The organism is Paenibacillus sp. SAF-068, assembly GCF_051967555.1.
Lineage (GTDB): Bacteria > Bacillota > Bacilli > Paenibacillales > Paenibacillaceae > Paenibacillus.
Map to the genome: position 1 here is coordinate 3,194,368 of NZ_JBQCJX010000001.1, position 12,056 is coordinate 3,206,423.

Here is a 12,056-nt window from a genome sequence, read left to right on the forward strand (position 1 = left end):
CGGAAGATCATTTGTGTTTTTTACTTTTTCGCAGTTCACCGTCCGGATCATCGGACATTTTGGTGTTGTCACGGGTTTTGTTGAATGATGGACGTTTTTTACTTTCCAATAGCGGGAGCCGGAATAAAAAGTTGCCCAGGGCCTTTGCATTAAACGGTATAAAAGGCCATAAATACGAAGAATTGTACGACCGGTGAACGGTAAGCGCCAATATGAGCAGTGTACTGCCCACGACCAGTCCCGGTACCTTGAATATCGCAACAGCGACTAGTAGAGCCAACCTGACCAACCTGTTGGCAAGTCCAAGCTCGTAACTCGGCGTGGCAAACATTCCGATGGCTGCGATGGCCATATAGAGTACAACTTCATTGACAAAGTAACCTGTTTTCACCGCGATATCCCCGACCAGAATGGCCGCAATCAAGCCCATTGCCGATGCCAGAGGTGTAGGCGTATGAACCGCTGCCATCCGTAATAAATCAACGCCCAGTTCGATCAGTAGGAACTGTAGAATCAGCGGCAGTTTTACATTTTCCTGCGGACCAATGAAGTCGAGTCCCATGGGTTTAATTGAAGGATCAATTACCATGAGAAGCCATAGTGGTAGCAAAAACAACGATATGAGAATCCCTGCAAAACGCACCCAACGCAAATACGTTCCCATCAAGGCCGTCTGTCTGTTCTCCTCCGCATGTTCACACAGGTCAAAGAAGGTCGTCGGCAAAATCATCACACTAGGGGAAGTGTCCACGAAAATGACCACTCGTCCTTCCAACAAATGCGAAGCTGTAACGTCCGGTCGTTCAGAATACCGAACGAGTGGGAACGGATTCCAACCCTTGTTGATTATCGCTTCCTCGAGCTGCTTATCGGCTGCGGGAATACCATCGATATCCACTCGCTGAATTTTTTCACGAACGGAATCCACCTGCACTTTATCCACAATATCATCAATGTACACCACGCAGACATCGGTTTGTGTTCTGCGTCCGACCTGCATGATCTCAAATTTCAGTCCGGGGTCGCGTATTCTGCGACGGACCAAGGTCACATTGGTCAGGAGTGTTTCGGTAAAGCCGTCTCTCGAACCCCGGACTACCCTTTCCAATGAAGGTTCTTCCGGTGAACGAACCGGATAACTCCGGGTATCCATAATTAAGACCGAGCGATCTCCCTCAACGAACAATGCACTCATACCGGTAAGAACCTTGTTGATGACCGCACTCATCTTCTCAACTTTTTCTACCTGAATATGGGGAATGTAAGATTCGAAATAAGATTTTAGCGCGTGCTCGGATACCTGATCAGGCGTAAGATATGTTAACCTTTTTAATACTTCCAGTAGAATCTCATCTTTGGCGAAACCGGTGATAAGAAGCAAGCCTACATGCTTGCCGCCCAGTACCATTTCTCTCATATCCACGTCAAAGGATTCCCCAAGTCCGAGAACTTGCTTGAGCGTGTTCTTATTTTCACTCATGCGTGGGGAAATATCATCGTTTTCCTGCCAATACTGTACGGATTCCTCAATGCTGTCGGACATCTCATTTTGTTTTTTCTTATTGTACGCTCTCTCCTCTTCTTCCTTCTGAATCTCATAAGCAGACTTGTGTAACATCTCTTCGGTTATCCCTTCACTATGTTCCTGGCCTGCGTGCTCCGTTCGTTCATCCATCTTCCATCCTCCTATGGCCGCGAGTTACCGTTGATATATAAAGAAATCAAACAGGGAACCTGTCATTTTACCCAAAATCATGGCGAGCAGTAATCCAAACAAATAAGGTTTCATGCCTAATCGTTTGGCAAGCACGGGCAGTACATTAAGCACCTCGGTGAGTGCCGCCGCGAGCAGACCGATGAACACGCCACAGAATAACCCAACGATCGGGCTGAGCAACATCACCCCATGCATTTTCCAATGCCAGAAGTCAGCCACCGTCCCGAGCAGTGAACCACCGATTAGCGCCCCTTCGTACCAGTGAGTTTTGTCATACGATTGGGTAAGTTGAGCCAGCCTGGGAATCATATCGAGCACCAGAATGAGCGCAATAACGCCGCTTCCTACTGCAATTCCGCCTGCGACACCCAATACAATGCTGATTGCTCCATTAAGAACGCTCATCCGCATTCATCTCCCTGCGTACCTGCTCATGCATCCGTTCGCTTTCCTCAATTACCACATATTGATCTACATTTTGCTGGTAGAGGAACATCTCCACTTCCAGCGGAGTAGGCTCCTCGTTCCACTTTTTCTTAAACAAGTGATTAAAAAATACGGCCATGCCGAATCCAATGCCAATGGAATACGCCACTTGGAACAGATAGGGATGTTCGTCCCGATGCCCGGTCAGCATCTCCACAATTCGAATCTGTACTTCCTGCATGTTCACATCGGCATGAAAATTCATGATCGTTAAGGCTGATCCGAAGAACAGCAGCAGCCACACCAAAATGAACAGGGACTTGGAAGGTTGGCCATTTCCTGCGATGACTTCGACCAATGTATGACCTGATCCCATCAGTTCCACGGTTACCTCCGGCAAGATCTGCCGAATTCGGGGAATAATCTGCAAGATATCAATGAGAATCAGATTGCCATCCTTCGATCCAGGGCGCAAAAGTTCAAGCTCCAGCAACCTTTGCTCCTGATCTTCGGAAGAAGTCAGCACATGTGCAATGTCTCCAAGCTTGACTGCTCTGCCCCTCTGGATGCGAATACGGCTGCGCAGTCGAACGTAGACCACTGGAGTGGGTGTCTGGGACATCCATAGCACTCCTTTACTGCGTAATTTAGGTTAGTATTTGAAGAATGTGCAAATTTATTACGAATTGGTTGGAAAAGATCGTGAGGTGGGTGGTGGCGCTGCGGGATGGAGAGGTCATTGGTCGCTGTTATCCCCGGATTTCTTGAACTCTCCTTTTCAAGGAGGAAATCCGGGGATAAAGGCGAACGCTTCGCTCCTTTTAACCGATTCCATCCCTCCGCTGCCATCGCCCTCCCGTTTCCAAATGGTTGAAATAAATATGCTGGGGAGGGGGTAGGAAGGGATTTAAAAGATTTTTGGAGTTTATTTTTACTTTAAGGGGGGAGTGACTATGAATAGGGTAAGGGGCAACGTGTGGGCATTATTTCCATATAAAAAAAGTCGCCGTATGAGCGACTCTTGGGTATAGCTTGATAGGTTTACGGATTCATGAGTATGAACAAACTCAAAGATTTTGATTTTTGTCTCTTTGACTCAATTTCCTTCTAAATTGTAAAGGGGTTGAATTCATTGTTTTGCGAAACTGATTAATGTAATAACTCGTGCTGTTAAAACCGACCTCATAGGCAATTTCGGTGATACTAGGTTCGGAAAGCTGTAAAAGTTCAATGCTTCTTTGGATGCGGTACTCTAACACATATTGCATGGGTGTCGTTCTCAGTATTTGCTTGAAGTAACGACATGTCTCCGATCGACTCAACTGTCCAATCCTCGCAATATCTTCCAATCTGATCGGAATAGCATAGTTAAGATGAATCCATTGCAACATGTCTTTTATTCGCTTGTTCCTGCTCATCTCCGATGGATCATGTTCCAGGGAATATCCGTTCATAATCAACAATTTCCACATATTCAGCACGGCAGAAGCAACATTCACTTCATAATACGGAACTTGGTCCACAAGCTCTCTTCTAATCCGTGCAATCGCGTCCAGGATCTGTTCTCCCCACACATTCGTTCTTTCGATATACAGAAAAGGCAAATTCGTTGCTGTTACATATGGATGTACGTACGTTACATACAAATCCGAAGGCATGATAACATGCGGGGACAAATTCAAACACAGATAAATGCAGTTCTCATTTACACCATGATCTTCGGCCATATGCATCATTCCACTGTTGATAAAAATCCCGTCACCCTGGGGTACTGCTATTTTTTGATCGTTGATATGGAACAGGGCCTTCCCCTGAAGAACAGCAACAAACTGCAATTCATCATGCCAGTGAAGAGGAATATGTCCGTGAACATTATGAACGATGGTTGTCTCATAACAAGCTACGGATAATGTATCGGTGCGGTGTTCCGTCATTTCTTTCAAATTGTGATCAATGATAAATTCAATATTCTGCATGGGCCTCATCTCAATATCATTATATTTTTAAGTGTAATATTGATATTAATGTACTTCATTTCCCCTTAATATAACACTATTCTTATATTTAAGGTGAGGCGACAAGCATGACAACTTTTGCAAAATCCAAATATTCAGGTATTCTACTCGTCTTGACGGGAGCCATATGCTGGGGAGTTGGAGGTACGGTATCTCAAAAACTGTTTCAACTGGATGGCATTGAAGTCAACTGGTATGTAACCGTTCGACTGCTGATTGCTGGGCTACTTCTTCTGGTTATTCAATCGTTTACACGTGGGCGAGTTCAGATTTTTGATGTGTGGAGAAATAAGAAAACAGCAATGCAGCTGATCATTTTCGGACTGGTGGGCATGCTTGCCGTTCAGTATACCTACATGGCATCCATTAAACACGGCAATTCCGCAGTAGCTACACTGCTGCAATACCTGTCCCCTGTCATGATCATGATATACCTTGCACTACGGAGGCGGTCTTCCCTCACACACAATGACCTCCTATGCGCTATTCTCGCTCTCGGTGGCTGTTTTCTCCTGCTGACGAATGGCTCACTTAGGCAATTATCTGTCTCCTGGATCGCAGTGATATGGGGGTTGTTATCCGGGGTTTCCGCTGCATTTTATACGCTGTATGCCGTGCAACTGATCAAAAGGTTCGACTCACTTGTTGTGGTCGGCTGGGCAATGATTATCGGTGGTCTGGGAATGAGTTTTATTTACCCGCCATGGAAAATGAATTTTGCCAGCATCACGCTCGAAACTTACGGTTATTTGATATTTACGATCCTTTTTGGAACCATGTTTGCTTTTTGGTTTTATATTGCAAGTCTCAAAGGCTTTCTCCCAAAGAGACCAGTCTACTCGGGAGCGCAGAGCCCCTTGCTGCTGTTGGAACAACCGTCCTATGGCTTCATGAACCCTTTGGCATCTATCAATGGATCGGTATGGCATGTATTCTCGGCATGATGCTGGTCATGCAGTCCAATCGTTCGGGATCTCACTGAATTAACAACAAATAACCTCCCTCGCCATAATGCGCGATAGAAGGTTGTTAGTTGTCGTATATTGGTGTATAAACGCCAATAATGTTGTCGCAATTCCCGAATCACTGCGCGATCTGATCGCGGATGGATTGCAGTATTTTTTTCTCCAGACGGGATACTTGCACCTGAGATATGCCCAACCTGCTGGCAACTTCGGACTGAGTCTGATCCCGGTAATACCTTAGATAGACGATTAATCGCTCCCGCTCGCTGAGACCACCGATGGCTTCATTCAGCGCCAGTTTGTCAAACCAACGTTCCTGAGACTCGTCGGCAATCTGATCCATTAATGTAATGGGATCCCCGTCATTCTCAAATACGGTCTCATGAATAGAGGTCGGTGGTTTGTTCGCTTCCTGGGCAAAAACGACTTCCTCCGGGGTTACTCCCAGCTCTGCGGCAACCTCCTTGATCGTTGGCAAACGATCCAGATGTTTGGACAGTTCGTCCCTTTTTTTGCGGACTTTATTCGCCATTTCTTTCAGTGAACGACTGACCTTCAGGGTACCGTCATCCCGCAGGAATCGCTGGATTTCTCCGATGATCATCGGCACCGCGTAGGTTGAGAACTTCACGTCATAACTAAGATCAAATTTGTCCACTGACTTGAGCAGACCGATACAACCAATCTGGAACAGATCTTCCGGATCATATCCCCTGTTCATAAAACGCTGTACGACGGACCAGACGAGTCTGATGTTGCAGTTCACCAGCGTATCCCGTGAGACATGGTCCCCCGACTGACTGAGCGCAATCAGCCGTTTGACCTCGGCATCGTCCAAATAGGTCTGTGAAGATGGTTTCACTTCAGCATCCATAAGAACACCAACCCCTAATTATACAATGCTTTCTTGGATTCAATCCTTTTTTTCATCTTGATGGAGGTGCCTCTGCCGGGCTCACTGCTGACTTCGAATTCATCCATGAAGTTTTCCATAATGGTAAAGCCCATGCCCGACCGCTCAAGTTCGGGTTTGGACGTATATAGCGGCTGTTTAGCCAGTTCAAGATCTTCGATTCCTTCACCGCGATCTTCCACAATAATCGTAATCATGTCTTCCCGAATCTCGGCCTGGATGGACACAACACCTTCGGCGTTGTTGTTGTATCCGTGAATGATGCTATTGGTTACGGCTTCCGAAATGACCGTCTTCAGGTCACTGAGCTCGTCCATCGTTGGATCAAGCTGGGAGATAAACGCAGCAACGGTTACCCGTGCAAACGACTCATTCTCTGACTTGGCCGCAAATTGCAGATTCATGAAATTTGTCCCTGTTCCTTCATTCATGAGACGACCTCCAGACCTGAGAGAGCAGTTCCCTCATTTTCGTATATCGGCATAATCTTGAACAGACCCGACATTTCCAACAAACGGTACACCGGCGAATTGACGTCACAGACCACCATCTTGCCGCCTTTATTCTTAATGAGTTTGTATCTTCCCAAAATGACACCCAGACCCGAACTATCCATAAATTGCAGATCTTTCAGGCTGAGTACGAGATGCTCGCTTTGTCTCCGCTGGATGGCTTCATCCATCTGCATCCGTACCATGTCAGCTGTATGGTGATCCAGCTCCCCGGATAATCGTACAATCAGAATCCCGCGATGATGTTCCATTTCCACATGCAAGTTCACGTTTGCTCACTCTCCTCCCTGTCTTGAACAAGGATTTCTACGCTTCCGAAGGCTTTTCCTGCCCCCCGACAAAACTAGAAGAAAACCCCTATTTAACTACAAAATACGTTCGAGGGATACGCGCAACTCGCAGAAATCGCCGTTTAGTCAAACAGGTTGGACGTTGTCCGCTTGAACAGCTTCCACCAGCCAGCTTTATTTACATCCTGCGGAGCCTGAATGTCGAACTCCTTAATCACGTCGTTGCCTTGATAAACCACAAGTTTACCAATACTTTGCCCGGCTTTGATCGGGGCTTTCAGTTCTTTGGCAACTAACAATTCATGCCGGATGTCATTGGATTTGGCTCCTTTGCGCATCAGTACACTGTAATTTTGTGTGGCATTCAGCGGCAACTCGGCTACTTCGCCTTTTTCGATTTTCAGACTGCCCAGGAGATCCCCTGCCTTATAGAGAGCTTTCATCGTATATTGACTAAAAGCATAGTCAAACATCGAAGACACTTCGCTATTCCGTGTTTTGGTATTCGGTTCACCAAGTACCACCGAAACGACACGCAGTCCACCCTTGGACGCTGTTGCAGACAGACAGAATTTCGCTTCGGACGTGTAACCCGTTTTCAAACCGTCTGCCCCTTCATAAAAACGAACCAGCTTGTTCGTATTCACCAGCCAGAATGGCTTTTCCGAATCTTTGCGAAGGTAATCCTGATAGGCACCGGTGTACTTTGTAATCCCGGAATGCTTCAGCAGTTCACGGCTCATGACGGCAATGTCATGTGCGGAAGAATAATGATTATCAACCGGAAGACCGTTACAGTTGGCAAAATGAGTATCCTTCATGCCAAGCTCCTTCGCACGCTCATTCATCAGCTGTACAAAGGCTTCTTCCGAACCAGCAATCTTCTCGGCCATAGCCACTGAGGCATCATTGCCCGAGGCCATCGCGATTCCTTTTAACATGTCATCGACTGTCATCTCTTCCCCAGGCTCCAGAAAGATCTGCGAACCACCCATGGAAGCCGCATATTCACTCGTTCTTACTTTGTCCGTCAGCTTCAGCTTACCCGAGTCGATCGCTTCGATCGTAAGCAGCATGGTCATAATCTTCGTAATGCTCGCCGGAGGCAGCTGATCATGACTGTTTTTCTCATAAATGACCGTTCCGGTGTCTGCATCCATTAAGATCGCAGAACGCGCGGACGGGGCCAGATCCGTTCCTCCCGCTGCCTTCGGTGTTTCTTCAGCCAATGCTGATGATGCCAAAAGGGACAGCAGAATACAAAGGGTCATGAACGATGCCATTATTCTTTTCTTCACAAGGTTACCTCCTCAAATGACTTGCTTACTGCATGTTCCATACATGTACTGCTAATCATTGTCGGCCCGTTTCCAGTAAATTATTCCATGTAAAGCATGATTTCCCGAACTTTTATTGAAAATGTGATCAAAGCGAAAAAAGCACTGCACTCATTCAATGAGTAACAGTGCGCTCAACACAACAAGAAAAAGGTTACCTCTGATGATTTCTCACTCAAAGAGGTAACCTTCTCTATTTAAACCATGCTTACATTTGCGGAATAACAGCCAATACCAGCGCCAGGAACGATTCACGAACTCGTTCCGTCGTTTCCATCACCTCATCGTGTGAAAGCGGCTGGTCCAAAATTCCGGCAGCCATGTTGCTGATACAGGAAATGCCGAGCACTTCCAGGCCTGCATGGCGTGCCACGATCACTTCAGAGACCGTGGACATGCCCACTGCGTCTGCGCCCAAAGTACGCAGCATTTTGATCTCTGCTGGTGTCTCGTAGTTCGGACCAAGCATACCTGCGTATACCCCTTCACGTACGTTAAAACCTTGTGATGCGGCCGTATCCTTCGCGAGTGCACGCAAACGGCGGCTATAGGCTTCAGAGAGATCAGGGAAACGTACGCCCAGTGCAGCGTCATTGGGTCCGATCAGTGGATTTTTGCCTGTAAGATTCAAGTGATCAGAGATCAGCATCAAGTCTCCAGCTTCATACGACGTGTTCACGCCGCCCGCCGCATTGGTGACAAGCAAGCTACTTACACCCAGTTCTTTCATTACTCGTACCGGAAAAGCTGTCAATTCCGGACCATATCCTTCGTACATGTGGAAGCGGCCTTTCATCATCACGACCGGACGACCTTTGATGGTTCCGACCAATAGCTCACCTTCATGTCCTTCTACAGTGGACACCGGAAAATGTGGAATATCCTGATAAGCGATGCTTACGCCATCTTCAATCAGTTCTGCCAGTACGCCAAGACCCGAACCCAAAATCAAACCGACTTCCGGCTTGATGGAGCTTTTGCTTTGGATATAAGATGCTGCTTCCGAAATCATTTGTTGGTTTAATGCTGTCATGCGATGTATGTTCCTCCTTGAATTGAAACGATCCGTCTATAGACGCATTTTGCAAAATCTATTCAATCCGAATTTATGCAAACTGCTTATGTATAACGGCGTTTGGATGTATTCAATTTATTTTATCCTAAATCGGCCCGATGTTCCGCATTTATTTGTGAATGCCATGCGTCAAAATCTATCTTGCCCTCGGATGATGGGTTTCATAGATTTCTTTCATCGTTTTGCGACCATGATTGCCATATTGTTGTCCAGGCTGCTCCACGTGACCCAGCATGTCTTGAACCGCACGTGTATCCGCCCCATTGGCAATCAAGTGTGCCGCAAAGGAGTGACGCAGCGTATGCGGTGTAATTTCTTCCGAGATTCCCGCGTCCACCGCTGCTTTTTTGAGCAGCTTCCAGAAGCCCTGCCGGGTTAAACGCCTGCCTGTTACATTGACAAATAGTGCCTGCTCGTCCGATTCGGTTTTGAGCAACTTGTTGCGGAATTCCTCCACATATACTCTTGCCCAATGTGCAGCTGGTGCACCAATGGGAAGGATGCGTTCCTTGCCCGCCCCACCGCATCGTATAAAACGCATGCCTGGCTGCACATCCCGAATGTCCAGCGCAATCAGTTCCGAGACCCGAATGCCTGTAGCATATAACAGTTCAAGCATCGCTCGATCTCTCACACCCTGCGGTGAACGAATATCAGGCACTGTCAGCAATTGCTCAATCTCCTGTATGCTTAACACCTGTGGTGGCGACTTGTCCGCCTTGGGAGCTTCCACATCAAACGTAGGGTCCTGTATAATATCCCCCCGCCGCATCAAAAAATGAAAGTAGGAGCGCAGAGATACGATGCTGCGGGCAATGGTTGCATTGGCCCGACCTGCCTGTTTGAGGTGACCTGCAAACAGGAGGACATGCGTGCGTCTGACCTGATCGGCTTCGCGTATGCCATATTCCTTATCTGCAAATTCAATGAACTTGTCCACGTCTCGGAGATACGATTCAAGTGTGCTGCTCGACATCCCTTTATCATCTTCCAAGTATAAGGCGTAGGCGTGTATCGTCTGTTTCATGTACAACGCTCCTCAACTGACAGATCTGCCGCTCCGGCAGACTGCTCCCGTATTTGCATCCCTGGCTGTTTGAAGCTACTCTCCGTACCAATAGAACAGACGGAGACGCTCTGCCATCGTAGGACGTCCTTCTCCATTACCCGGCCAATCCGTTTCCTGAAATACTTTGATTGCATTGCCAGTCGGCATCTGATACTGGTCCACAGGTGAGATCCAACCATTGAACAGATCCAGAACATGATAGAACAGATAAACTAATGCAGCAAAAAATATAATAAATCGAATAAAACGGAGCCCTCTCCGCACTGATATAATCATGGGTATATCCCCCTTCCGATTCAAACCCGGTAATGCCCTTGAATCAGGGTATGTCCATAAACACGAGTTTATGCCATTCGGTGGGAACTCCAGATCATGTCCGGTGCCAAAAAAGCTCTCCCGTCAAAACCGCCGGTGAGAGCTTGAAGATATGCTATGTTATTCTTCATCTTTGGGTTTCTGTTCATTTTTAGCTTTGCAACGATAACAAATTCCATGAAAGTCCAGTCGGTGATCTACTACCGAAAAGTTGAATTCACGCTCCAAACGCTCTTCAAGCGGTCCAAGCCAGTCTTCACGTATTTCATCCATACTTCCGCATTGAACACAGATTAAGTGATGATGGTGATGCTTGGATGTATCTCCGCGCAGATCATAACGCGCTACACCGTCGCCGAAGTTGATTTTCTCTACAACATGCAGCTCACTCAGCAGTTCGAGGGTACGGTACACGGTTGCCAGACCGATTTCGGGAGCCTTTTCTTTAACGAGCATGAATACGTCTTCTGCGCTCAGATGATCTTCTTCATTCTCAAGAAGTACTCTTACGGTGGCTTCCCGCTGGGGCGTTAATTTATATCCTTGGGACTGTAGTTGCTGCTTAATTTTATCAATCCGTGCTTCCATTTTCTCCCTCCCCCTAGGAAATCACTGCACACTGCAACTTAACCCACTCTTTTCATTATAGGGGGAGTGCGTAATTAAAGTCAACATTTTACACCATGCGATGCACGTTAGGCCGGTAGTAGCATTGGCGTGACCCAACGCATCATCGCAGGTGTAACCCATGTTTCAAAAGACGCCACGCCGAGAAGCAGTGCAGCCATGACCAAAGTTAACACTATATATGAAGCAAAAGGCCTTTGTCGACCAGGTGTTCGCTGCATCAAAACACGATTGCGAATGATGTATAACGAGAATGTCATCGCCGCCACACTGCAGACCAGGAGGATCGGAATGACAAATAGATTATGCGGTGCCACGGAAACCAGTGCAAATAGCAGCCCTTTCCAGGAGTACTGCCCTACAAGGTACCCCACTGTGAATCCAATGAGCACACCTTTGAGAAAATCCAATACCAGTATACCCGGCAGTCCAACGACGGATAGTCCCAGAATAAAGATCAGACCTACCCATTTCAGATGAAGCATGGCAATGTCCCAGTAAGCCCCGGTCTCAGTCACCTGTGCGCTGTGCTGCACGGTCATGAAGAAATTGCCGAGATACCCTTCCAGATCCTGACGTTGCTCAAGAGACAATGCGTTCACCATGAGCGCGCCAAATATAACGCCGACCAGGAACAAGACAGCCACGAATACATATAACGAAGTCTGACCTTTAAATGTGAAGTAGGAAGAGCGCATACAGATACGAGTCCCCTTTCCGGTATCATGCTGCAAGGATTCTCAGTTACATCCTCACACTCATTCTTATGAACCGGAATGCACCTGTATGACTTCT

The 12,056-nt window shown here is 47.1% G+C and carries 13 protein-coding genes and 1 pseudogene; 1 reads left to right on the forward strand and 13 read right to left on the reverse strand.

Features of this window, described 5'->3' with window-relative positions; all coding sequences use genetic code 11:
* Window positions 1–7 precede the first annotated feature (7 nt).
* From ACTHPG_RS13865 to ACTHPG_RS13880, 4 genes are all read right to left on the reverse strand, one after another.
* Window positions 8–1,675 (reverse strand): spore germination protein, encoded by a 1,668-nt coding sequence (locus ACTHPG_RS13865; protein ID WP_440390005.1) that lies wholly within the window; start codon window positions 1,673–1,675, stop codon window positions 8–10.
* A gap of 24 nt (window positions 1,676–1,699) precedes the next feature.
* Entirely contained in the window at window positions 1,700–2,128 is a 429-nt protein-coding gene (locus ACTHPG_RS13870; RefSeq protein ID WP_440390007.1) for a stage V sporulation protein AB, read from the reverse strand.
* Window positions 2,109–2,765, reverse strand: coding sequence for a stage V sporulation protein AA (locus tag ACTHPG_RS13875; RefSeq protein ID WP_440390009.1), 657 nt, complete (start codon window positions 2,763–2,765; stop codon window positions 2,109–2,111). Before ACTHPG_RS13875 ends, ACTHPG_RS13870 begins: the two co-directional genes overlap by 20 nt.
* 445 nt (window positions 2,766–3,210) lie before the next feature.
* The gene (locus ACTHPG_RS13880) at window positions 3,211–4,119 is read right to left on the reverse strand and encodes an AraC family transcriptional regulator (protein ID WP_440390011.1); all 909 of its coding nucleotides are present in this window, start codon (window positions 4,117–4,119) and stop codon (window positions 3,211–3,213) included.
* A 107-nt stretch (window positions 4,120–4,226) separates the two neighbouring features.
* Here ACTHPG_RS13880 and ACTHPG_RS13885 point away from each other — a divergent pair.
* Window positions 4,227–5,140 (forward strand): annotated as a pseudogene (locus ACTHPG_RS13885) (DMT family transporter).
* A gap of 101 nt (window positions 5,141–5,241) precedes the next feature.
* On the opposite strand, the gene sigF reads toward ACTHPG_RS13885, so the two are convergent.
* The 9 genes from sigF to spoIIM form a co-directional block, all read right to left on the reverse strand.
* Window positions 5,242–5,997, reverse strand: a complete 756-nt coding sequence (gene sigF, locus ACTHPG_RS13890) for an RNA polymerase sporulation sigma factor SigF (RefSeq protein WP_036607856.1) — start codon at window positions 5,995–5,997, stop codon at window positions 5,242–5,244.
* Window positions 5,998–6,011: 14 nt separating this feature from the next.
* Complete coding sequence (gene spoIIAB / locus ACTHPG_RS13895; protein ID WP_421886473.1) at window positions 6,012–6,467, reverse strand: anti-sigma F factor; 456 nt, start codon at window positions 6,465–6,467, stop codon at window positions 6,012–6,014.
* Window positions 6,464–6,817 carry an anti-sigma F factor antagonist gene (gene spoIIAA / locus ACTHPG_RS13900; RefSeq protein WP_017687636.1) on the reverse strand — a complete coding sequence of 118 codons (354 nt, stop codon included), beginning with the start codon at window positions 6,815–6,817 and terminating at the stop codon, window positions 6,464–6,466. The genes spoIIAB and spoIIAA overlap by 4 nt, the downstream gene beginning before the upstream one ends.
* Before the next feature lie 143 nt (window positions 6,818–6,960).
* On the reverse strand, window positions 6,961–8,136 hold the full coding sequence (locus tag ACTHPG_RS13905; protein WP_440390014.1) for a D-alanyl-D-alanine carboxypeptidase family protein: 1,176 nt from the start codon (window positions 8,134–8,136) through the stop codon (window positions 6,961–6,963).
* Between the two features lie 247 nt (window positions 8,137–8,383).
* Window positions 8,384–9,208, reverse strand: a complete 825-nt coding sequence (locus tag ACTHPG_RS13910) for a purine-nucleoside phosphorylase (protein ID WP_062835238.1) — start codon at window positions 9,206–9,208, stop codon at window positions 8,384–8,386.
* Window positions 9,209–9,386: 178 nt separating this feature from the next.
* Window positions 9,387–10,277, reverse strand: a complete 891-nt coding sequence (locus ACTHPG_RS13915; protein WP_440390016.1) for a tyrosine recombinase — start codon at window positions 10,275–10,277, stop codon at window positions 9,387–9,389.
* 75 nt (window positions 10,278–10,352) lie between these two features.
* The gene (locus tag ACTHPG_RS13920) at window positions 10,353–10,595 is read right to left on the reverse strand and encodes a DUF4227 family protein (protein WP_017687632.1); all 243 of its coding nucleotides are present in this window, start codon (window positions 10,593–10,595) and stop codon (window positions 10,353–10,355) included.
* A gap of 159 nt (window positions 10,596–10,754) precedes the next feature.
* Window positions 10,755–11,222 (reverse strand): ferric iron uptake transcriptional regulator, encoded by a 468-nt coding sequence (fur, locus tag ACTHPG_RS13925; protein WP_090922447.1) that lies wholly within the window; start codon window positions 11,220–11,222, stop codon window positions 10,755–10,757.
* Window positions 11,223–11,329: 107 nt separating this feature from the next.
* A complete protein-coding gene (spoIIM, locus tag ACTHPG_RS13930) occupies window positions 11,330–11,959 on the reverse strand; it encodes a stage II sporulation protein M (RefSeq protein WP_124116446.1) in 630 nt (209 codons plus the stop codon).
* Between the last annotated feature and the right edge of the window lie 97 nt (window positions 11,960–12,056).